Genomic DNA, 23,376 nt, shown 5'->3' on the forward strand with positions numbered 1-23,376 from the left:
ATTGGGCATTAAGGCTTTGTTGACTCCAAAAGCAGCCCCCCGCAATTTACTGCTTTACACGGAACATACAACGAACGAACATGAACATATCAGAAACACGGAGAGTTCTATGCTTCGCTCGATCCTCGAAACTGCAGTGGAATTGGTCTCCCTTGGGCTCTTTGGCAGTGCGGTCGCAGTCTGGTCCCTCGTCCTTTCTCCCATGGTTTAGGGATTCGGCTATCCACAGGAAGATTCCATCTGCTAGGGAGGCGGAAGAAACTTTAAGGCCGGTTTGAGACTCTGCACCGAGAAGGGACTCAGGCATCCTGTGTCCGGTTCAGAGTAGGCTTTCATGTCCCGCGTTCTTCACGATATCGGTTTCGTCCACCTGCACGTGCATTCCTCGTATTCGCTGCTCGAGGGAGCACTGAAAGTTGCGCAGCTGGCGAAGCTGGCGGCGGCCGACAAGCAGCCGGCGCTTGCCCTGACCGACACCAACAACCTATTCGGCGCGCTGGAATTTTCTGAAAAGCTGGCGGGATCCGGCATCCAGCCCATCGCGGGAGTCCAGCTCTCCGTCTGCTTCGAGGAGCCGGACCCTTCGGCCCGGCTCGCTCCGCAGCCCTCCAACGTCGTACTGCTGGCGCAAACGGAAGAGGGCTATCGCAACCTCATGCGTCTCGTGAGCCACGCCTATTTCGGCGTGCCCTTGGGCGAGTCGCCACGCATTGCCGCACCGGATCTCGCGAAGCACTGCGAGGGGCTGATCGCGCTGACCGGCGGCTTCACCGGTCCGCTGGACTGCGCGCTGCGCGACGGCCGCCAGGAACTGGCGCAAGCGCGCCTCGACATTCTCAAGCGCGCGTTCGGGCATCAGCTCTATGTGGAAATCCAGCGCCACGGGCTCGATTCGGAGCGGATGGTCGAGGGCGAACTGATCGCCCTGGCCGATCGCAACGGCCTGCCGATCGTCGCCGCCAACGAGCCGTTCTTCTCGTCGCCGGGCGACTACGAGGCGCATGATGCGCTGCTCGCCATCGCCGAGGGGCGTATTGTCTCGGACGACAACCGCCGCCGCGTCTCGCCGCAGCACAACTTCAAGACCCGCCAGCAGATGATGGAGCTATTCGCGGATCTTCCCGACGCCCTTCAGGCGAGCGTCGAGATCGCCATGCGCTGCGCCACCCGAGTGCGGACCCAAAAGCCGATCCTGCCGGATTTCGGCGTTGGCTCGGACGCCGTTGCTCTCGACGAAGGCGAGGAGCTGCAACGTCAGGCGGAGGAGGGGCTTGCCAGGCGTCTCGCGGCGCACGGCACCGCGCCCGGCCTCACGGAGCAGGATTATCGCGACCGGCTTGCCTACGAGATCGGAATCATCCGGAACATGAAGTTTCCGGGCTACTTCCTCATCGTGGCGGACTTCATCAAATGGGCGAAGGACCACAACATCCCGGTTGGCCCGGGCCGCGGCTCGGGCGCGGGTTCGCTCGTGGCTTATGCACTCACCATTACCGATCTCGATCCGATCCGGTTCGGTCTCCTCTTCGAACGCTTCCTGAACCCGGAACGCGTGTCCATGCCCGACTTCGACATCGACTTTTGCGTCGAAGGTCGTGAGCGAGTGATCGAATACGTGCAGCAGCGCTATGGCGAGGAGCAGGTCGCGCAGATCATCACCTTCGGTACCCTTCTCGCCCGCGGCGTCATGCGCGACGTCGGCCGCGTTCTGGAGATGCCCTACGGGCAGGTCGACAAGCTGACCAAGCTGGTGCCGCAGAACCCGGCGAATCCGGTGACGCTCGCCCAGGCGATCGAGGGCGAGCCGAAGCTCCAGGCAGCTATCGACGAAGAGCCCGTCGTCAAGCGCATGCTGGACATCGCCCAGAAGCTGGAGGGGCTTCACCGCCATGCTTCGACCCACGCGGCTGGCGTGGTGATCGGCGACCGTCCCCTGCAAGAGCTGGTGCCGCTCTACCGAGACCCGAAAACCGGCATGCGGGTGACCCAGTTCAACATGAAATGGGTCGAGCAGGCGGGGCTCGTGAAGTTCGACTTCCTGGGCCTGAAAACCCTCACGGTCCTGCGCACGGCGGTGGACCTCATCCGCCGCACGGGGGTGGAGGTCGATCTCTCGGCGCTGCCACTGGACGACCGCAAATCCTACGAAATGCTGTGCAGGGGCGAGACGGTCGGCGTGTTTCAGGTGGAATCCGCCGGCATGCGCAAGGCGCTTGTCGAGATGGAGACCGACCGTTTCGAGGACATCATCGCGCTTGTGGCCCTTTATCGTCCGGGCCCGATGGCCAACATACCGGTCTATTGCGCCCGCAAGCTCGGTAAGGACGAGCACAACAAGAAGGACTGGTATCCCCACGACAAGCTTGAGCCGATCCTGAAGGAAACCTTCGGGATCATCGTGTACCAGGAGCAGGTGATGGAGGTGGCGAAGGTCCTCTCCGGCTACTCGCTCGGCGACGCCGACCTTCTCCGCCGCGCCATGGGCAAGAAGATCAAGGCCGAGATGGACGCGCAGCGTGAGCGCTTCGTCTCGGGCGCGGTGGCGGGCGGGATCAACAAGGCAAAGGCGAACGAGATTTTCGACCTGCTAGCCAAATTCGCCGATTACGGCTTCAACAAGAGCCATGCAGCGGCCTACGCCCTCGTGGCGTTCCAGACTGCCTATCTCAAGGCCAATTATCCGGTCGAGTTCCTGGCCGCGTCCATGACGCTCGACCTCGACAACACCGACAAACTCTCGGAATTTCGCCGCGAGACGCAGCGTCTCGGCTTCAAGGTGATCCCGCCTTCGATCAACCGCTCCGGCGTGGTGTTCGATGTGGAATACGACGAGGGGGACAAGGGCCAGATCCTCTATGCGCTCGCGGCCGTGAAGGGCGTCGGCCGGCAGGCCATCGAGGCTTTGATCGAGGCGAGGGGCGACAAACCCTTCAAGAATCTCGCCGACTTTGCCCGCCGGATCAATCCGCGCATGCTCAACAAGCGTACGCTCGAAAACCTCATTGCGGCGGGAGCCTTCGACGAGCTTGAGCCGGACCGCGCGAAGGCCTGCGCATCCATCGACGCCATGATGAGTCTCGCCCAGCAATCCCACGAGGCGGCCAATGGCGGCATGATCGACATGTTTGGCGGCGTTGCCTCAGCGGATGTTCAGCTGCGCATTCCGCCCTACGAGCCCTGGCCCGCCGCCGTGCGCCTGCAAAGGGAATACGATGCGGTCGGCTTCTTCCTGTCAGGCCATCCGCTTGATGAATACGGCGACCTCCTGAAAAAGCTCAGGCTCCAGACCTGGGTCGAATTCTGCCGCTCCGTGAAGGCTGGCAACTCGGTGGGACGCGTCGCCGCGACCATCCTCGACCGGCAGGAGCGCCGCACCAAGACCGGCAACAAGATGGGCATCCTCACCCTGTCCGATCAGACCGGGCAGTTCGAGGCCATCATCTTCTCGGAAGGCTTGCAACGCCTTCGAGACATCCTTGAGCCCGGCACTGCTGTCGTTCTGATGCTGCAGGCAGGCCTCGAAGGCGAGGAGGTGAGGGCGCGCATCGGCATGGCCGAGCCCTTGGAGGAGGCGGTTGCCAAGCACCAGAAGGGCATGCGCATCTTCCTGCGTGACGAGCGCCCCATCGGTAGCGTCTTCGAGCGCCTGAAGGCTAGGGGCGAGGGCGAGGTGTCGCTCGTGCTCATTCTCGACGACGGCGACCGGGAGGTGGAGGTGAGGCTCCCCGGCAAATACATGGCCACGCCGCAGATCGCAGGTGCGCTACGCGCCGTGCCGGGCGTGGTGGACGTTCATATGAATTGACTCGGTGGAGCCACCCACGCCTTTGAACCGCAGCGCTGACGAGACGTGAAATTCCGGAGCAAGTCTGCGGCTGATGCGGAGAGCGTCTGAGAGGCATGTGCCATCCCGGACGGCGTTAGCCGATCCGGGATCGTATGCAGGATAAGGCGCCATTCTCATCAGGCGATCCCAGGTTCCGCTACGCGGCCCCGGGATGACAGTGGAGCGGGAGACCGCCATATCTCACGGCGGCCCCCACGTTTCCTCAATTCGTTCCCGTTTTCACCAACGGGCATCCACCTTCTGCGAGGGGCCGGAAGGCTTGGTCGCCCGGGATGGTGCGGACGAGCTTCAGGTAATCCCAGGGCTCGCGGGACTCTGACGGCTTCTTCACTTCGAAGACGTAGAGGTCGTGGACCATGCGGCCGTCCTCGCGGACGCGGCCGTTCTTGGCGAAGAAGTCGTTGACCGGGAGCTCCTTCATCTTCTTGGCGACAGCCTGCGCCTCATCCGTGCCGGCGGCCTCGATGGCCTTCAGGTAGTGCACGATAGACGAATAGACGCCGGCTTGTCCCATGGTCGGCATGGCCTTATGGCGCTCGTAGAAACGCTTCGACCAAGCGCGCGTCTCGTCATTGAGATCCCAGTAGAACGCCTGGGTCATCAGGAGCCCTTGAGCCTGCTCCAGGCCGATCGCGTGAATGTCGGTGATGTGGAGATAAAGCCCCGCGAGCTGAACGCCTGTTTGTGTAATCCCGAATTCGTGCGCCTGCTTGATTGCATTGACCGTATCGGCCCCGGAATTGGCGATGCCGATGATCTTTGCGCCCGAGCTCTGCGCCTGGAGCAGGAAGGACGAGAAGTCGTGGTTGCCTTGCGGATGCCTCACGCCGCCTGCAACCTTGCCGCCCGCCTTGACGACGGCATCGGCCGTGTCGCGTTCGAGGGCATGTCCGAACGCGTAATCCGCCGTCAGGAAGTACCACGGCCCACGGCTTGCCAGAGGCTGGCCGGTTCCCACGGCCAGGCCGTAGGTGTCGTAGGTCCAGTGGATGCCGACAGGGGAGCAGAACTTGCCTGTAAAGTCCGACGAGCCACCCGTGGAAGCGATCACGAGTCGGTTCTTCTGACGCCCGATCTCCTGGACCGCCAGCATCACCGACGAGGTCGGGAGGTCGACGATCGTGTCCACCTTCTCCTGGTCGATCCAGCGACCAACAACGCCCGCTCCCACATCCGGCTTGTTCTGGTGGTCTCCGGCAACGATCTCGATGGGCTTCCCGAGCACCTTGCCTCCAAAGTCCTCGACCGCCATCCGGGCCGCAATGGTCGAGCCTGAGCCGGCCATGTCCGCATAGATGCCGGATTGATCGTTCAACACACCAATCTTGACAAGGTCATCGGAAACTCCGTCTGCGGCGATTGCCGGCATGTGTATCCCCACGGCCAATGCGCAGATTGCCAAGGCCGGAACGGTGCGGCGTGATTGGAGCATTGGCTTCTTTCCTTATGCAGGTTGAGTTGCAGGAGGGAAAAAGCGATAGGTTCCGTACTTGTCAACGGAAAAGTTCGTTATTACGAACAAAATGATCTTTTATACAGTGCGCCGCATCCTAATGCGGGCCTTGATCCTTCCTTGGCAGGGCTGCCGCTTTTCATCCTGCATCTTGCCTCCGCAAAGGAGGTTCGCCCTAAAGAACACGACGAGCTGCAGGCTAAAAGCCTCTGCGCACCGCGCGACAGGTCCTTAGATGACATCAAACTTGCGTTTAGGCTGAATAACCCCTATATGCGCGCCATCCCACACGCGGAGCCTGTCCTCATATCCATGAGGCAACCCCGGTGGCCGGCAGGGCCGGTCCACTGCTCCGCGGAGGCTTAACCGGAGAAACACTATGGCGCTTCCTGAATTCTCGATGCGCAGCCTGCTTGAGGCTGGCGCGCACTTTGGCCACCAGGCCCACCGCTGGAACCCGAAGATGGGTCAGTACATCTTCGGCACCCGCAACAACATCCACATCATCGACCTCGCCCAGACGGTTCCGATGCTGCACCGCGCCCTCCAGGCCGTGAGCGACACGGTTTCCAAGGGCGGTCGCGTGCTGTTCGTCGGCACCAAGCGCCAGGCGGCCGATTCGGTTGCTGACGCGGCCAAGCGTTCGGCTCAGTACTATGTGAACTCCCGCTGGCTCGGCGGCATGCTGACCAACTGGAAGACGATCTCGGGCTCGATCTCGCGTCTGCGCAAGGTCGACGAGATCCTCTCCGGCGGCGGTCAGGGCCTCACCAAGAAGGAGCGCCTGATGCTTTCCCGCGAAAAGGAAAAGCTCGAGCGCGCTCTCGGCGGCATCAAAGACATGGGCGGCACGCCCGACCTGATCTTCGTCATCGACACCAACAAGGAGCAGCTGGCGATCCAGGAGGCCAAGCGCCTCGGTATCCCGGTGGCTGCCATCGTTGACACGAACTGCGATCCGGACGGCATCACCTTCCCGGTTCCGGCCAATGACGACGCCGGCCGTGCGATCACCCTCTACTGCGACCTGATCGCCCGCGCGGCTCTCGACGGCATTTCTCGCGGCGCTGGCGCCATGGGCATCGACATCGGCGAGTCCGAGAACCCGATGGCCGAAGAGCTTCCGGCGAACGACGTCGGCGCACCGGCCGAGCAGGAAGAGCAGTTCGAGCGTCTTGCGGCTCCCCGCGGCGCGCCGGACGATCTGACCAAGCTCAACGGCGTCGGCCCGCAGCTCGAGAAGAAGCTCAACGAAGCCGGCATCTTCCACTACTGGCAGCTTGGCGCCATGCAGCCGGGCGATGTCGCCGAGCTGGACAAGGACCTCAAGCTCAACGGCCGCGCCGAGCGTGATGGCTGGATCGCCCAGGCCCGCTCGCTGATCGAGGCGGCATAAGTCCTGCCTTGGCGCCTTTCGCGGCGCCGCTTGAGCAAAATGATCGGGCCCGGCGTTCCATGAGCGCCGGGCTCCCTATATGCATGACACCCCATGAAAGGACGAGCCATGGCGAACATTACCGCTGCGATGGTGAAAGAGCTGCGCGATAAGACCAGCGCCGGCATGATGGACTGCAAGACGGCCCTCAACGAGACCAACGGCGACATCGAAGCCGCTGTCGATTGGCTCCGCAAGAAAGGCCTGTCCAAGGCCGCCAAGAAGGCCGGCCGCGTTGCGGCCGAGGGTCTTGTGGCTGTCGAGTCGTCCGGTCACACCGCCACGATCCTCGAGGTGAACTCCGAGACTGACTTCGTCGCCCGCAACGATCAGTTCCAGGCCTTCGCTCGCGAAGCCGCCAAGATCGCCCTCATGGGCGACGGCTCGGTGGAGGCTCTCGAAGCTGCTCACTTCCCGGGCTCGCAGACCACCGTGAAGGACCGCCTTCAGGAGCTGATCGCCACCATCGGCGAAAACATGACCCTGCGTCGGGTGGCCAAGCTCCAGGTCCAAAAGGGCCTTATTGCGTCGTACACCCACAACGTGGTGTCCGAAGGCCTCGGCAAGATCGGCGTGCTCGTGGCGCTCGAATCCGAAGGCGATGTGACGATTCTCGGCACCCTCGGCCGCCAGATCGCCATGCACATCGCCGCGACGAACCCGGTTGCGGTCGACGCGTCTGGCATCGATGCCGCGACGCTCGAGCGCGAGAGCGCGATCCTGCGTGAGAAGAATGCCGGCAAGCCGGAGAACGTGCTGCAGAAGATCGTCGAGAGCGGTCTCAAGAGCTACTACAAGGAGGTCACCCTCCTCGAGCAACCCTTCGTGCATGATCCGTCGAAGACCGTCGCTCAGGTGCTCAAGGAAGCCGAGTCGAAGGCCGGCAAGCCTGTGACCCTCAAGAGCTTCATCCGCTACGCCCTTGGCGAGGGCATCGAGAAGGAAGAGGCCCCTGACTTCGCCGCCGAGGTGGCGGCCGCGGCGGGCGGCAAGGCCTAACGAAATCCAGATTAAAAAAACGGCGGCGCTTCAGCCGCCGTTTTCATGAGAAGGTATGGATAGAGAGGTCAGGCAGTGACACAGTATCGACGAATCCTTGTGAAGCTTTCTGGCGAGGCCCTGATCGCCTCCGACGGATACTGGCTCGATCCTCAGATCCTGTCGGGACTGGCCAAAGACCTTGCCGATGCGACCCAGGCCGGCTTCGAGATCGCCCTCGTCATCGGCGGCGGCAACATCATCCGGGGCGCTCGCATGAGCGCCGCCGGCTGGATCGACCGTCCCACAGCCGATTCCATGGGCATGCTCGGCACGGTCATGAATTCACTGGCCATCGAGACGGCCTTGAACGCCGCTGGCGTCTCGGCCCGCACCATGTCGGCCGTCTCGATGCCGACCATCTGCGAGACCTATGCGCGTCAGCCCGCCCTGCATCACCTGGACAAGGGCCAAGTGGTGGTTCTGGCAGGCGGAACGGGCAACCCTTTCTTCACTACGGACACCGCCGCTGTGCTCCGGGCGGCTGAGCTGCGCTGCGATGCGGTTCTCAAGGCCACTCAGGTGGATGGGGTCTATTCCGCTGATCCGAAAAAGGACCCGGCAGCGATCCGTTACGACAGGCTGACCCATGACGAGGCAATCGCCAGGGACCTGAAGGTCATGGATACGGCAGCGTTTGCGCTCGCCCGTGAGAGCGGCCTGCCGATCATCGTCGGATCGGTCCATGCGCCGAGCTCCGTCACCGCAATTCTCCAGGGCAAGGTTCCCTCGACCATCGTCGCCCCTTGATGCAAAGTCTCGGGAAGCGTAAGCCCGTTCAAACAGTTCGCGTAGGGACAGGACTACACAATGGCCACGACCTTTGATCTCGAAGACATCAAGCGCCGCATGCAGGGCGCGATCAACGCCTTCAAGCACGATTTGGGCAGCCTGCGCACGGGACGCGCATCGCCGAACCTGCTCGATCCCATCCAAGTCGACGCGTACGGCACCGCGATGCCGATCACCCAGGTTGCAACCGTGAGCGTTCCCGAGCCGCGCCTCCTCAGCGTCCAGGTTTGGGACCGGAGCATGGTGTCGGCCGTGGAGAAGGCCATTCGCGAGTCGGATCTCGGTCTCAATCCACAGACGGAAGGGCAGGTCATCCGCCTGCGCATTCCCGAGATGAACGAGCAGCGCCGCAAGGAGATGGTCAAGGTCTCCCACAAATATGCCGAAGAGGCTCGGATCGCGATCCGCCACGTGCGCCGCGACGGCCTGGACCTCCTCAAGAAGCTCGAGAAGGACAGCGCCATCAGCGAGGACGACAGCAAGCGTCACGCCGAGCAGGTCCAGAAGGCGACCGACCAATTCGTGGCCGAGGTCGAAACCCTCGTGGTCGCCAAGGAAAAGGAAATCATGCACGTCTGATCAACTCCGGCCTGCATGCGGAAAGCACTCATGAGCGGTGAAGCCAAACGGTCGATTCCAGCCTTTGCCCAGCCATCGGGCGGGGGAGTGCCGGCGCACGTCGCAATCATCATGGACGGCAACGGCCGCTGGGCGGCTCAGCGCGGCCTACCCCGGTTCGAGGGACACCGGCGCGGCGTCGAGGCGATCCGGCGGGCGGTGCGCGCTGCGGGAGATCTCGGCATCCGTTATCTGACCGTCTACAGCTTCTCGTCGGAGAACTGGCGGCGACCCGCCCAGGAGGTCTCCGACCTCCTCGGGCTCCTGAAGCGCTTCGTCCGTCATGACCTTGCGGAACTGCACGCCAACAACATCCGGGTCAGGATCATCGGATTGCGGGAAGGTCTGACCCAGGACATTCGCATGCTTCTGGATGAGGCCGAGCAGCTGACGCGGGACAATACCGGCCTCACCTTGGTGATCGCCTTCAATTACGGCGGCCGTCAGGAAATCGTCCAGGCGATGCGCTCCCTGGCCCGCCAGGTCAAGGATGGAACTCTCGACCCGGACGCCATCGACATGGACACCGTCGAAACGGCTCTCGACACCTACGGCATTCCCGATCCGGATCTCGTCATCCGCACCTCCGGCGAGCAGCGGGTTTCCAACTTCCTGACTTGGCAGACGGCCTATTCGGAGTTCATTTTCCTGCCGGATTTCTGGCCGGACTTCGATGAGGCGACGCTTCGGGCAGCTCTGCTCGAATACGGCAGGCGCGAGCGCCGCTTTGGCGGGTTGAGCGCCCAGGCGAGCTGAGCATGGCGGCAAACGAGGACTCTTCCTTACCACCTGTCGCAAAATCCGGTCTCTCGAAAGAGCTGACCAATCGGATCGCCTCCGCGGTCGTCATGATCCCGCTCGCGCTCGTGACCGCCTATTGGGGCGGCTGGGCATTCGCGTTGTTCTGGCTGGCGGCCGGCATCGCCATGATGGTCGAATGGACCAACATGACCCGCGTCGAGCCGCTGCGCCCGGTGCAAATCGTCTACGGGGTGGGCCTTGCCGCTCTGACGGCGCTTTTCCTGATGGATGCCGAGTTCGGCGTCTCACTGCTCACGGGGCTCGCATTCCTGTTGGCCGGAAGTCTCCTGGCGCGGGAATCGGTGGGCAAGCTCTGGGGTGCCTTGGGCTTCGCCTATGCGGTGATCATCGTTCTCGTCCCGCCCATCGTGCGGGATCATCCCAATCTTGGCCTTGTCGGGCTCATCTGGATGTTCGCCGTGGTCTGGGCCACCGACATCGCCGCCTACTTTACCGGTCGCGCCCTCGGCGGCCCGAAGCTTTGGCCGCTCGTTAGTCCGAAGAAGACATGGTCGGGCTTTTTCGGGGGCCTGTTCGCCGGGGCGCTGGCTGGTTTCCTTGTCGCGTGGGGCGCACAGCGGCTCGGTTGGACAAACCCCTTTGGCCTTCCCGGCGTCATCATTCTGTCCATGGTTGCCTCCGTGGCAAGCCAGCTTGGCGATCTGGGGGAATCGGCCCTGAAACGCCACTGCGACGTGAAGGATTCGAGCCATCTCATCCCCGGCCATGGCGGAGTGATGGACCGCCTCGACGGATTCTGGGCCGTATCCCTGATTCTGGGAGTTGTCCTCCTGATCATCCGGCTGGCAGCATAAGATCATGACGCGCTCCCTCACCATTCTCGGCGCAACCGGCTCGATCGGCCGGTCGACGAGCGAAGTCGTCCTTGCTCACCGGGACGAGTTCCGCGTCGAGGCCGTCGTCGGCGGGCGGGATGCGGCTGCGCTGGCGGACACTGCGAAAAAGCTCGGCGCCCGGTTCGCGGCTCTAGCGGACGAGGCAGGGGGGCAGGCCCTGAAGGAGGCCCTCGCCGGAACTGGCATCGACAGCGGCGCGGGAGATGCCGCCGTCATCGAGGCTGCCGAACGGGACGCCGACCTGGTTCTGGCGGCCATCAGCGGCACCGCAGGCCTTCGACCGACCCATGCCGCTATGAAGCCGGGGCGGCGGCTTGCTCTGGCCAACAAGGAAAGCCTTGTCTGCGCCGGAGCGGCCTTCATGGCCGACGCGCGACGCCTACGGGTCGAGATCATGCCCGTCGATTCCGAGCACAACGCCCTGGACCAAGCGCTTGCGGCCGGCGGAAACAAGGATGTCGAGAAGGCGATCATCACCGCGTCCGGCGGACCCTTTCGGACTTGGCCCCGGGAGCGTATCGCCACGGCCAGCCCCAAGGAGGCCTCGGCGCACCCGGTCTGGTCGATGGGCAACAAGATCAACATCGATTCCGCCACCCTCATGAACAAGGGGCTGGAGTTGATCGAGGCCCATCACCTGTTCGGCCTAGAAGCGGAGCGCCTCGACGTCCTTGTGCACCCCGAATCCATCGTCCACGGCCTCGTGCAATGGAGCGACGGAGCCGTGACCGCTGGATTGGCGCTGCCCGACATGAAGGTGCCCATCGCCAACGCGCTGCGTCACCATGCACGCCTCCGGATGGACCTGCCTCGTCTCGATCTTGCCGCGATTGGGCGATTAAGCTTCGAGCGACCGGACGAGGCGCGCTTTCCATGCCTCACCCTTGCGAAGGCTGCGCTCCGAGCCGGTGGTGCGATGCCGACAATCCTCAACGCCGCCAACGAGATCGCCGTCGAGGCATACATGGCAGGACAAATAGGATTTTATGCGATATCTGAGACTGTTGAGAGCGTCTGCTCAACGTTTTCTGCAAGAAAAATCGCAGCGCCTGCAACCGTTTTCGAAGCCCTCGCTCTTGATGAAGAGGCCAGGGAGGGTGCGCGCAGGCTGATTCCGGCGTACACTGTATCAACGCTGCTCTCGGGAGCGCGAAAGGGACGATAATGGATTGGCTAGCAACGATCACGGGCGCGACAGGGTCCTTTTTCCTAACGGTGTTCTCCTTCATCGTGGTGCTCTCGGTGGTCGTGTTCATCCATGAATACGGCCACTTCTGGGTTGGGCGGCGCTGTGGCGTCGGGGTGACGGCCTTCTCGGTCGGGTTCGGCCGCGAGGTCTTCGGCTGGACCGACCGCCACGGAACGCGCTGGAAGATTTCAGCGATACCCCTGGGCGGCTACGTGAAATTCGTCGGCGACATCAATGCCGCCAGCGTCCCCGACAACGATCAGCTCGCCCATATGTCCGCCGCCGAGCGCGCCATCAGCTTTCCGCACCAGAGCGTCGCCAAGCGCGCAGCGATCGTGGCCGCAGGGCCGATCGCCAACTTCATCTTGGCGATCGCGATCTTCGCGGGCTTCAATTATTTCAGCGGGCGCCAAGTCCTCGAGCCTCGGATAGAGGCGGTTCAGGCGGGCAGCGCGGCGGAAAAGGCTGGATTTCAGCCCAACGACCTGATCCTCACCATCGACGGCAAGGAGATCCAGACGTTCGCCGACATGCAGCTCCTCGTGAGCTCGAGCGCCGGTGAGAGCCTCGTTTTCACCGTCGAGCGGGGCGGGCAGACGGTCTCCCTGAACGCTATCCCCAACTTTGTTGAGAAGACGACCCCATTTGGGAAGCAGCGCATCGGTCTGCTGGGCGTCGAGGCTTCCAAAGACCCCGCCGCGATCAAGAGAATCTCATATTCCATTCCTGGAGCCTTGAAGGCGGGAGCGGTCGAAACCTGGAATCTGGTTGACCGAACCTTCAACTTCCTCCGCAGGCTCATTCTCGGCTGGGAATCGGCTGATCAACTCTCCGGGCCCATCGGAATCGCCAGGGCTTCGGGGACCGCCTTTGATGTGGGCGGGGTCTACAGTCTGGTGAGCCTCATCGGATTCATGTCCGTCTCGATAGGCATCATTAACCTTTTTCCCATTCCGCTCCTCGACGGCGGACACCTGCTTTTCTACGCCATTGAGGCGATCCGGGGCCGTCCGCTGAGCGAAAAGGCTCAGGAAATCGGCTTCCGGATAGGCTTTGCAATCGTTGCAATGCTTATGCTTTTCGCCACTTGGAATGATCTTGTTCACCTTGGCACCAGTTTTATGGCGCGAGGAACGTGACAAGGACGCCACGCCCGGCAAAAATGCTACGGTGTTGGGGAAACCTCCGTTTGCAATGGCGGCGAAAGTTTGTACAAGCGAAACCACACCGATAAGGTTGGGGCGCGTGTCTCCAGCCGGCGAGGCAACTCGCTTTTGGGACAAAATATAAAGAGACGGGCCAGTTGATGATGTCGACGACCACGCCACGCCGGAAAAAACCGGCCGCCACCGCAGTTATCGCAATGAGCGCGCTGATGGCTGGAATCACCGCAGCCGACACGGCGTTCGCTCAGCGGGCGACGCAGGGGGCCCGCCGCGCATCGGCGGCTCAGGGTCCGGTCATCAACCGGGTGGTCGTTGAGGGCAACAAGCGCGTGGAGAAGGCTCTCATCGAGGGCGATCTCCAGGTTCGGGCGCGTACCCCCTACAATCAGACGGCGATCGACGCCGACGTGCAGCGTATCCTCGAAGTCTACCGCCGCTCTGGCCGCGGCCTGGCTCAAGTGACGCCCCGCGTGGTCGATCTCCCCAACGGCACCGTTGACGTGGTCTACACCATCGTCGAAGGCGACAAGACGGGCGTGAAGGAAATCCGCTTCGTCGGCAACAACCAGATTTCGTCCAGCCGCCTGCGTGGCGTCATGCAGACGACCGAGACGAACCTTCTCAGCTTCCTCAAGAGCACGGACGTATACGATCCGGACCGCATCGCGGCCGATATCGAGTTGATCCGGCGCTACTACCTCAAGAACGGCTATGCGGATTTCCGCGTCGTCTCCAACGACGTGCAGTTCGACCCCAATGCGGGCGGATACGTCGTGACCATCGCCGTGGAAGAGGGGCCTCAATACCGGATCGGCAGCGTCAACGTCGATTCCCGCATCCCAGAAATCCCGGTCGAATCGGTGAGCGGCGATGTGGTGACCTCGGCTGGCGCCGTCTACAACGCTGACGCGGTCCAGAAGTCGGTCCAAGCCATCACCGTCGACGTGGCCCGCCGTGGCTACCCGTTCGCTCAGGTCCGCCCAGTCGGAACGCGCGATCCGGCGACCCAGACGATCGGCCTCGGCTACGTGATCGAAGAGGGCCCGCGGGTCTACATCGAGCGCATCAACGTCCGCGGCAACAGCCGCACCCGGGACTACGTGATCCGTCGCGAGTTCGACCTTGGCGAAGGCGACGGCTACAACCAGGTTCTCATCGACCGCGCCGAGCGTCGCCTCAACAACCTCGGCTACTTCAAGCGCGTCCGAATCTCCAACGAGCCCGGCTCTGCGCCCGACCGCGTGGTCGTGAACGTGGACGTGGAAGATCAATCGACCGGCGCATTCTCGATCTCCGGCGGTTACTCGACCAATGACGGCTTCATTGGCGAGGTGGCGGTCAGCGAGTCGAACTTCCTCGGCCGCGGCCAGTTCGTTCGCGTAGCGGGCCAGCTCGGACAGCGCACCAACGGCGTCGACTTCTCCTTCACGGAGCCGTACTTCCTCGGCTACCGCATGTCGGCCGGTATCGATCTGTTCTCGAAGTTCAGCGACCAGACCCGGTACTCTCGTTACGAGAACCGGGTGACCGGCGGTCAGCTCCGCCTGGGCCTTCCCTTCACGGAAGAGTTCACGCTGACCCTGCGTTACTCGCTGTTCCAGCAGGAACTCGACATTCCGAACGACCTGAAGCAGCCCTTCAATGACTGCTCGGTTCCGATCGCCGATTATACGGTGTTGAACGCCAACGGAACGCCCAGCCGCGCATTCTGCGAAGGCAACGGCGAAGCGTCCCTGGCGATCAAGGAATCAGCGGGCGAGACCCTGACCTCGCTGGCGGGTCTGACGTTCAACTATAACACGCTCGACAGCAACAAGGACCCGCGCAACGGCTTCTACGCCGAGGCGAAGACGGACTTCGCCGGTCTGGGCGGCGATTCCCGGTACTTCCGCGCCACCGGCGACGCCCGTTACTATTACGAGCTGATGGAAGACATCGTCGGTATCGCCCGCGTCCAGGGCGGCCACATCGTCGGCTTTGGGGATAAGGGCACTGCGGGCAGCGGCGGCGATCTGCGCATCGTCGACCAGTTCTTCCTGGGCCCGTCGCTGGTTCGCGGCTTCGCTACTAACGGCATCGGCCCGCGCGACATCTCGAGCCTCGATGTCAACGCCAACGCCATCGGCGGCACCACCTATTTCGGCGGTACCCTCGAGGTTCAGTTCCCGATCTTCGGCCTGCCGCGGGATCTGGGCCTGAAGGGCGCGGTGTTCGCGGATGCCGGTACGCTGTTCGGCTACAAGGGCCCGACCACATTCGACGTGAACGGAAACTCCATCATCGACGGCTTCGGCCCGACGGGCTGCCAGCGCACCGCCGATGTCACTCAGGAGTGCATCTCGGTTCTCGACAGCAAGAAGCTCCGCTCGTCGGTGGGTGCTTCGCTCCTGTGGAGTTCGCCGCTCGGACCGATCCGGTTCGACTACGCCATCGCGACCTCGAAGGAAGAGGGCGTTCTGGTGGACGGCGTGAGGGTCGGCGGCGACCGCACCCAGGCCTTCCGCTTCTCCGGCGGCACCCGCTTCTAATTCGCACCTATCGGAGAGGGGGCGCCCGCAAGGCGCCCCCGCTTTTGATTCATGACAGAATCGACTTTCTTCCCGCAGAGCCAGACGCTTCGTCTGCGTCAGGTGGCGGAGATGGCGAACGCAACGCTCCCCGACGGCGCCGACGGGGAGTTTTTGCTTCATGGGGTTGCGCCTCTCGAAAACGCGGGCCCGACCGACCTCGCCTATATGGACAACGCGGCCTATGTCGCGGCTCTTGGATCGACACGAGCGGCCGCCTGTCTGGTTACACCGCGTTACGCTGCACGGGTTCCTGCTCACACCATCGCTCTCGTGACGCCGCTGGCGTACCGGGTCTTCGCGCAGGTGCTCGCCCTGCTGTTCCCGTCCGCCATGCGGCCGGAATCGTCTTTCGCCGCAACCGGCATCTCGCCCGGCTCCTTCGTGCATCCCTCTGCTCGTCTGGAGCGGGGCGTGCGGGTCGATCCCGGCGCGGTAATCGGGCCTGAGGCCGAGATCGGGGCAGGGACCCTGATTGGGGCGCACTCCGTCATCGGCCAGCGCGTCAAGATCGGCCGCGATTGCTCCATCGCCCCTCAGGTGAGCGTATCCCACGCCTTCATCGGCAACAGGGTGATCCTGCATCCCGGCGTGCGTATCGGCCAGGACGGCTTCGGCTTCGCCATGGGACCGCAGGGCCACCTGAAGGTGCCTCAGGTCGGGCGCGTGATCATCCAGGATGACGTGGAGATCGGCGCCAACACCACCGTGGACCGGGGCGCAAGCCGCGATACGGTGATCGGCGAGGGCACCAAGATCGACAACCTGGTCCAGATTGCCCACAACGTGGTGATCGGCCGCCACTGCGTGATCGTCGCGCAGGTGGGTATCGCAGGTTCCACCACCATCGAGGATTTCGTCGCCATCGGCGGGCAGGTCGCCGTGAAGGGGCACGTGCGGATCGGCATGGGGGCGCAGATCGCCGCGACCAGCGGCGTGAACGGCGATGTTCCGGCCGGCGCCCGTTGGGGCGGGATCCCGGCCCGCCCGATGCGCGAGTGGTTCCGCGAGATCACCGCATTGAAAAAGCTTGCATCCCAGGGCGATTCCAGCGATTCCGCCAAAGACGACGGCGCGTCCAGCTATAAAGACGCCAAGTATCATCCGGAGTGAACGTCATGTCCGAAGCGCCCACTACGCTTCAAACTGCCGACATCATGCAGATTCTGGATCTGCTGCCCCACCGCTATCCCTTTCTCCTGGTCGACAAGATCATTGAGATCGACGGGGACAATTCCTGCATCGGCATCAAGAACGTGACCTTCAACGAGCCGCAGTTCACGGGCCATTTCCCGTCGCGGCCGATCTTTCCGGGTGTGTTCCTGATCGAAGGCATGGCGCAGACCGCCGGCGCCATTTGCGTGAAGTCGAAAATGGCCCAGCAGGAAAAGCCCAAGCAGGTCTTCTTCATGACCATCGACAAGGTGAAGTTCCGCAAGCCCGTCGAGCCGGGCGACAGGGTTGAATTCCATATGCGAAAGCTGAACAACCGCCGCAACATGTGGTGGTACAAGGGTGAGGCCAAGGTTGACGGCAACCTGGTCTGCGAAGCCGAAGTCAGCGCCATGCTGGTGCTCGAGTAATGGAAACTGTGATCCATCCGATGGCCGTCGTTGAGGACGGGGCGAAGATTGGCGCAGGCGTCAAGATCGGTCCCTTCTGCACGGTCGGCCCCGAGGTCGAGCTTGGTGACGGCTGCCAACTCATCAGCCATGTGGCGCTTGCGGGACGCACCACCATCGGTCCGCGCAGCCGAATCTTCCCCTTCGCGTCCATCGGACACATTCCGCAGGACCTGAAATATCGCGGCGAGCCTTCCACGCTCACCATCGGGGCCGATTGCATGATCCGCGAAGGCGTGACCATGAACCCCGGCACCGAAGGCGGCGGCCTTAAGACCGTCATCGGCGACCGTTGCGCCTTCCTGGCGAACTCCCACGTGGGCCACGACACGAGGGTCGGCAACGACTGCATCCTGTCGAACAACGTCATGCTGGCCGGCCACGTCACGGTCGGTGACTATGTGATCTTCGGCGGTGGCTCCGCGGTGATCCAGTATGCCCGCGTCGGCTCGCATGCCTTCGTCGGCGGCATGTCCGGGCTCGAGAACGATCTCATCCCCTACGGCATGGCCATGGGCAACCGGGCGCACCTCGCGGGCCTCAACATCATCGGGCTGCGCCGCCGCGGCTTCACCCGGGAGCAGATCCACGACATCCGTCGCGCCTACCGTCTGCTCTTCGCAGATGAGGGCACGTTGTCCGAGCGTGTGGAGGACGTGGCGGAGGAGTTTTCCACCCATCCGTTCGTCCACGAGATTCTCGACTTCATCCGTGAGGGCAAGGATCGCTCGATCTGCACGCCCCGGGATCCTGTCGGGACCCCCTGATGAAATCGGACGGCCCGATCGCGATTCTCGCCGGGGCCGGGCAGCTACCCATCCAGCTCGTGAGGCATCTCGAGAGGGCGGGGCAGGAATACCGTGTCATGGCCTTCCGGGGCTTTGCCGCGACCGCGCTGCGCCGCCAGGCCCATGCCAACGTGGATCTCCTCGATCTCAAGACCATCATGGGATTGCTCGATGAGTGGCAGCCCAAGGCCGTGTCCCTGGTCGGCGCGGTGCGCCGTCCCGGCTTTTCGGCGCTTCTCGGAGCCTACTCGCTTCTGCGAAACCGGCAGGAGGTGAAGGAAGTCATCGCCCGTGGAGACGACCAGGTCCTGCGCGGAGCCGTGATGCTGCTGGAGGAGCGCGGCCACAAGGTCGTCGGTGCCCATGAGCTGGCGCCTGGCCTCGTCGCTCCCCCCACATTGCAGGGCGGGCTCCTGCCGTCCGAGGATGACCGCAGGGCCATCGCCATGGGGCTCGATGTCCTGAACTCCCTCTCGGCCTTCGACATCGGCCAGGCAGCCATCGTTTCCCGCGAGCATGTGCTTGCCATCGAGGGGCCCGAGGGCACGGACCGAATGCTGCGCCGGATAAGGGCGCTTCGGCAGACATGGCTGGGCCTGCGCCAGCGCGAGAAAGGGGGCGTTCTGATCAAGGCTGCTAAACGCGGCCAGGATTTGCGCGTCGACATGCCGACCATCGGCCCAAGGACCGTGGCCGAGGCCGCTCGCGCCGGACTTGCAGGGATCGCTGTCGGGGCAGGCTCGACCCTCGTGCTTGATCAGGAAGCAACCCTGAGAACCGCCGATCGCCTCGGCCTGTTTCTCGTGGCCGTTGACCTGCCCTGGATGGGGGCCCGCATTGAGTGACGCCCCGCTTTCGGTCTGGATTGTCTCAGGCGAGGAATCGGGTGACCAACTCGGGGCCAAGCTGATGCGCGCCCTGAAAGCGAGGCTTGGTGCGAACCGACTGCGGTTTAGCGGCGTGGGCGGACACGCCATGGCGGAGGAGGGGCTCAAGAGCCTGTTTCCCCTGGAAGACATCGCCGTGATGGGCTTCTCCGCCGTCATTGCGCGCCTGCCGACGATCCTCAAACGGATCAGGTTGACAGCCGACGCGGTGGTGGCCGCACAGCCCGACATCTTGATCATCATCGACAGCCCCGATTTCACCCACCGGGTCGCCAAGGCCGTACGCCAACGTGCGCCGCAGATCCCGATCGTGGATTATGTCAGCCCCTCGGTCTGGGCCTGGCGCCCGGGACGGGCGCCGAAGATGCGTCGATACGTGGATCACCTTCTGGCGCTGCTGCCCTTTGAGCCGGAAGCGCATCGCCGCCTGGGCGGTCCGCCCACCACTTACGTGGGCCATCCGCTCATCGAGCGCCTCGCCGAGATCAGGCCGAAGGCAGGTGAGAGGGGAAGCGCCGATGGAGGTCCAATAAAGCTCCTGGTGCTTCCCGGCAGCCGCCGCTCTGAGGTCGGCCGGCTGATGGAGCCGTTCGGGGAGGCTCTGACGCTGCTGCAACAGCGCTCGCCGCGTCCTTTCAAGGTGACGATCCCGGCCGTGCCGCATGTGACGGACGAGATCAAGGCCCGCGCGGAGGCCTGGAGCGTGAAGCCCAGGATCGTCGAGGGAGAGGCCGCCAAATGGGCCGCCTTCCGCGAGGCGGATGCGGCGCTTGCCGCATCCGGCACCGTGACCCTCGAGCTGGGGCTGTCCGGTGTGCCGATGGTGGTCGCATACCGGGTGTCGAAGATCGAGGAGGTGCTGAAATACCTTATCAAGGCCCCGTCCATCGTGCTGACCAATCTGGTGCTCAACGAGAACGTCATCCCGGAGCTGATCCAGTGGGATTGTACGCCCGAGAAGCTGGCCGATGCCGTGCTGCCCTTATTTTCCGACACTTCTGAGCGACGCAGGCAACTGGACGCGTTCCGGCGGATGGACGACCTCATGCGGATTGGCGACGAGGCCCCGAGCGAGCGGGCCGCCAGGATCGTGGAAGAAGTGTTGGCCGCCGAACGGAAGGCCTAAGGATCGAAACGACGCCCTCCGCTGTCATTCCAAGGCAGCTTGGAGAGGAGAACCCGGTACCCATAGCCGCCAATATTTCGGAACAGGTGACCAAGCGCTCTGTTTCTTCCTGCCTCGCCAGTGTTTATGAGCTCCGGCTGCGCGGCCCCAGAATGACAGTGGTCGTGCGGCTGCCGTCGAACTCCGCAATGGAAAAAGGGGCCTTTCGGCCCCTTTCGTTTTTCAATGCGCCGACGCTCACCCGCGCTGGGCGACCGTTACATAATCGCGCCTCGGCGAGCCCACATAGAGCTGGCGCGGGCGGCCGATGCGCTGGGACGGGTCTTCGATCATCTCGCTCCACTGGGCGATCCAGCCGACCGTACGGGCCAGCGCGAACAGCACCGTGAACATAGAGGTCGGGAAGCCCATCGCCTTCAGGGTGATGCCCGAATAGAAGTCGATGTTCGGGTAGAGCTTCTTCTCGACGAAGTACTCGTCCTTGAGGGCGATCTGCTCCAGCTCCACGGCCACGTCGAGGAGCGGGTCGTCCTTGATGCCGAGCTCGTTGAGCACCTCGTGGGTGGTCTTCTGCATGATGCGGGCGCGCGGGTCGTAGTTCTTGTAGACCCGGTGGCCGAAGCCCATGAGACGGAACGGATCGTTCTTGTCCTTGGCCTTGGCGATGTACTCCGGAATCCGGTCTGGCGTTCCGATCTCCTCCAGCATCTTCAGGGCCGCCTCGTTGGCGCCGCCATGGGCGGGCCCCCAGAGGCAAGCGATGCCGGCCGCGATGCACGCGAAGGGGTTCGCGCCCGACGAGCCTGCGAGGCGCACCGTCGAGGTCGAAGCGTTCTGCTCGTGGTCGGCGTGAAGGATGAAGATCCGGTCCAGCGCCCGCGCGAGCACCGGGTTGACCTTGTACTCCTCGGCCGGCACCGCAAAGCACATGCGCAGGAAGTTGGACGTGTAGTCCAGCTCGTTCTGCGGATACACGAAGGGCTGGCCCACATGGTACTTGTACGCCATGGCGGCGAGCGTCGGCATCTTGGCGATCATGCGCATGGACGCGACCATGCGCTGATGCGGATCCGAGATGTCCGTCGAGTCGTGGTAGAAGGCCGAAAGGGCGCCGACGCAGCCAACCATGATGGCCATCGGGTGGGCATCGCGGCGGAAGCCGGTGAAGAACCGGTTCATCTGGTCGTGCACCATGGTGTGGCGCGTGACGCGGTAGTCGAAATCGGCCTTCTGCGCCGCCGTCGGCAGCTCTCCGTAGAGAAGCAGGTAGCAGGTCTCGAGGAAGTCGCCGTGTTCGGCGAGCTGCTCGATGGGGAAGCCGCGATACAGAAGGACGCCCTTATCGCCGTCGATATAGGTGATCTTCGACTCGCAAGCCGCCGTCGAGGTGAAACCGGGATCGTAGGTGAACATCCCGGTTTGGCCGTAGAGCTTGGAGATATCGACGACGCTCGGACCGATGGTGCCTTCTTTGACGGCCAGTTCCACCGACTTATCGTCAACGTTGAGCATGCTGGAGGTAGAACTCATGCGTCTTCGCCCTTTCAAGAGGAGGCCGGGCATAACCTAGTGCAGCCATGAATTCGGAGAAGTGGTTCCGAAGCAAACTGCCGAACCGAGGTCGCCGGTCGGTAGGGATGATGGGGTGTTCGGTAGCTTATCCGTATGAAGGGGGCAAGCACGTCTAAAGGCGAGGATATGCTGTTATGCAGCAGGCGCATCCTTCAGCTGGTCCCGGAGGCGTGACAGGGTTTCGTCGCGCCCCAGCACGGCCATCACGTCAAACAGGCCGGGAGAGGTCGCCCGGCCGGTGAGAGCCGCCCGTAGAGGCTGCGCCACCTGTCCGAGTTTTGCCCCGATGGCTTCCGCGTGCTCGCGCACGACCGCTTCCACATTCGGACCAGTCCAATCGGAAACCGCCTCAAGCTTCGCGATGATGCCGTCGAGCCTTGCGCGCCCGTCCGCGAGCAGGCTCGCGGCCTTCTCGTCCAGGTGAAGGGGGCGCTTGGCGTAGAGGTAATAGGCGCTGTCGAGGAGCTCCACGAGGGTCTTGGCGCGCTCTTTGAGGCCCGGCATGGCCACCAGAAGCTTTTGCCTCAGGCCCGGCGTAAGGGTGCCCCCGAGATGGTGCTCGTCCTTGTCGAGCTCCGGCAGCAGCCCTTCGAGGGCGTTCACGAGATGCTCGTCGTCAGACTGGCGCATGTAATGGCCGTTGAGATTTTCCAGCTTGGCGAAATCGAACCGTGCTGGCGACCGCCCGATGCTTCCAAGATCGAAGGCATCGATCATCTCCTGTGTCGAGAAGATCTCCTGATCGCCGTGGCTCCAGCCGAGCCGCACCAGGTAGTTGCGCAGGGCCTCCGGCAGGTATCCCAAGCTGCGATAGGCCTCGACGCCCAATGCCCCGTGGCGCTTGGAGAGCTTGGCTCCGTCCGGGCCGTGGATGAGTGGGATATGGGCCATCTTCGGCACATCCCAGCCGAGCGCCTGATAGATCTGCGTTTGGCGCGCCCCGTTCGTCAGGTGGTCGTCGCCGCGAATGATGTGCGTCACGTTCATATCGTGATCGTCCACGACAACCGCGAGCATGTAAGTCGGCGTGCCGTCGGAGCGCAGGAGCACGAGGTCGTCCAGGTCCTTGTTCTGCCAGACCACGCGGCCTTGCACCTCGTCCTCCACGACCGTCTCGCCCTCGGTCGGGGCCTTCAGGCGGATGACGGGCTTCACGCCCTCCGGGGCTTCGGACGGGTCGCGGTCGCGCCAGCGGCCGTCATAGCGCATGGGCCGGCCCTCGCGGCGGGCGCTCTCGCGCATCTCCTCCAGCTCTTGCTGGCTCGCATAGCAGTAATAGGCGCGGCCCGACGCCAGAAGCGACTCCGCCACTTCCTTGTGACGGGCCGCCCGGGAGAACTGGTAGACCACGTCGCCGTCCCAATCGAGCCCGAGCCAGGTGAGGCCGTCGAGGATCGCCTGGATGGCAGCCTCGGTGGAGCGCTCCCGGTCTGTGTCCTCGATCCGCAGCAGCATCTTGCCTCCGTGCCGCTTGGCATAGAGCCAGTTGAACAGGGCCGTGCGTCCTCCGCCGATATGCAGGAAGCCGGTGGGCGAGGGGGCAAAACGGGTGATGACGGTCATCGAGGAAACCTTAACGGAGTAAAGAGTTCGCGCGGGCTTGGTCACACGCCGCGCC

General features: G+C 63.4%; 18 protein-coding genes. 15 read left to right on the plus strand and 3 right to left on the minus strand.

The genetic code is table 11. From position 1 onward, the window contains the following. The first annotated feature begins 334 nt into the window (after positions 1–334). Positions 335–3,805 (plus strand): DNA polymerase III subunit alpha, encoded by a 3,471-nt coding sequence (gene dnaE, locus DRB19_RS09380; protein WP_114185779.1) that lies wholly within the window; start codon positions 335–337, stop codon positions 3,803–3,805. 244 nt (positions 3,806–4,049) lie between these two features. On the opposite strand, the gene DRB19_RS09385 is transcribed toward dnaE, so the two are convergent. Next, a complete protein-coding gene (locus DRB19_RS09385; RefSeq protein ID WP_114185780.1) occupies positions 4,050–5,279 on the minus strand; it encodes an ABC transporter substrate-binding protein in 1,230 nt (409 codons plus the stop codon). 400 nt (positions 5,280–5,679) lie between these two features. Here DRB19_RS09385 and DRB19_RS09395 point away from each other — a divergent pair, with 400 nt between their 5' ends. The 14 genes from DRB19_RS09395 (at position 5,680) to lpxB (ending at position 20,186) form a co-directional block, all read left to right on the plus strand. Beyond that, entirely contained in the window at positions 5,680–6,696 is a 1,017-nt protein-coding gene (locus tag DRB19_RS09395) for a 30S ribosomal protein S2 (RefSeq protein ID WP_114185782.1), read from the plus strand. Positions 6,697–6,804: 108 nt separating this feature from the next. Beyond that, the gene (gene tsf, locus DRB19_RS09400; RefSeq protein ID WP_114185783.1) at positions 6,805–7,734 is read left to right on the plus strand and encodes a translation elongation factor Ts; all 930 of its coding nucleotides are present in this window, start codon (positions 6,805–6,807) and stop codon (positions 7,732–7,734) included. Between the two features lie 75 nt (positions 7,735–7,809). Beyond that, positions 7,810–8,523, plus strand: coding sequence for a UMP kinase (gene pyrH / locus DRB19_RS09405; RefSeq protein WP_114185784.1), 714 nt, complete (start codon positions 7,810–7,812; stop codon positions 8,521–8,523). Between the two features lie 60 nt (positions 8,524–8,583). Further along, complete coding sequence (frr, locus tag DRB19_RS09410; RefSeq protein WP_114185785.1) at positions 8,584–9,144, plus strand: ribosome recycling factor; 561 nt, start codon at positions 8,584–8,586, stop codon at positions 9,142–9,144. Between the two features lie 30 nt (positions 9,145–9,174). Next, positions 9,175–9,939, plus strand: coding sequence for an isoprenyl transferase (locus tag DRB19_RS09415; protein ID WP_114185786.1), 765 nt, complete (start codon positions 9,175–9,177; stop codon positions 9,937–9,939). A 2-nt stretch (positions 9,940–9,941) separates the two neighbouring features. Beyond that, positions 9,942–10,799 carry a phosphatidate cytidylyltransferase gene (locus DRB19_RS09420; RefSeq protein WP_114185787.1) on the plus strand — a complete coding sequence of 286 codons (858 nt, stop codon included), beginning with the start codon at positions 9,942–9,944 and terminating at the stop codon, positions 10,797–10,799. 4 nt (positions 10,800–10,803) lie between these two features. Further along, a complete protein-coding gene (dxr, locus tag DRB19_RS09425; protein WP_114185788.1) occupies positions 10,804–12,006 on the plus strand; it encodes a 1-deoxy-D-xylulose-5-phosphate reductoisomerase in 1,203 nt (400 codons plus the stop codon). After that, positions 12,006–13,169, plus strand: a complete 1,164-nt coding sequence (gene rseP, locus DRB19_RS09430; protein ID WP_114185789.1) for an RIP metalloprotease RseP — start codon at positions 12,006–12,008, stop codon at positions 13,167–13,169. Before dxr ends, rseP begins: the two co-directional genes overlap by 1 nt. A gap of 167 nt (positions 13,170–13,336) precedes the next feature. Then, positions 13,337–15,724, plus strand: a complete 2,388-nt coding sequence (gene bamA / locus DRB19_RS09435; RefSeq protein ID WP_114185790.1) for an outer membrane protein assembly factor BamA — start codon at positions 13,337–13,339, stop codon at positions 15,722–15,724. A 51-nt stretch (positions 15,725–15,775) separates the two neighbouring features. Then, positions 15,776–16,876, plus strand: a complete 1,101-nt coding sequence (lpxD, locus tag DRB19_RS09440; protein ID WP_114185791.1) for a UDP-3-O-(3-hydroxymyristoyl)glucosamine N-acyltransferase — start codon at positions 15,776–15,778, stop codon at positions 16,874–16,876. Between the two features lie 5 nt (positions 16,877–16,881). Continuing rightward, positions 16,882–17,346 carry a 3-hydroxyacyl-ACP dehydratase FabZ gene (gene fabZ / locus DRB19_RS09445; protein ID WP_114185792.1) on the plus strand — a complete coding sequence of 155 codons (465 nt, stop codon included), beginning with the start codon at positions 16,882–16,884 and terminating at the stop codon, positions 17,344–17,346. After that, positions 17,346–18,152, plus strand: a complete 807-nt coding sequence (lpxA, locus tag DRB19_RS09450) for an acyl-ACP--UDP-N-acetylglucosamine O-acyltransferase (protein WP_114185793.1) — start codon at positions 17,346–17,348, stop codon at positions 18,150–18,152. Before fabZ ends, lpxA begins: the two co-directional genes overlap by 1 nt. Beyond that, entirely contained in the window at positions 18,152–19,018 is an 867-nt protein-coding gene (locus tag DRB19_RS09455) for an LpxI family protein (RefSeq protein ID WP_114185794.1), read from the plus strand. The genes lpxA and DRB19_RS09455 overlap by 1 nt, the downstream gene beginning before the upstream one ends. Then, complete coding sequence (gene lpxB, locus DRB19_RS09460) at positions 19,011–20,186, plus strand: lipid-A-disaccharide synthase (protein WP_114185795.1); 1,176 nt, start codon at positions 19,011–19,013, stop codon at positions 20,184–20,186. The genes DRB19_RS09455 and lpxB overlap by 8 nt, the downstream gene beginning before the upstream one ends. A 237-nt stretch (positions 20,187–20,423) precedes the next feature. Here the strand turns inward: lpxB and gltA are convergent, their stop codons facing one another. Together gltA and gltX are read right to left on the minus strand one after the other, a co-directional pair. Then, the gene (gene gltA / locus DRB19_RS09465) at positions 20,424–21,716 is read right to left on the minus strand and encodes a citrate synthase (protein ID WP_114185796.1); all 1,293 of its coding nucleotides are present in this window, start codon (positions 21,714–21,716) and stop codon (positions 20,424–20,426) included. A gap of 174 nt (positions 21,717–21,890) precedes the next feature. Beyond that, positions 21,891–23,321, minus strand: a complete 1,431-nt coding sequence (gltX, locus tag DRB19_RS09470; protein ID WP_114185797.1) for a glutamate--tRNA ligase — start codon at positions 23,319–23,321, stop codon at positions 21,891–21,893. Between the last annotated feature and the right edge of the window lie 55 nt (positions 23,322–23,376).

Source organism: Microvirga aerophila (assembly GCF_003332305.1).
Taxonomy (GTDB): domain Bacteria; phylum Pseudomonadota; class Alphaproteobacteria; order Rhizobiales; family Beijerinckiaceae; genus Microvirga; species Microvirga aerophila.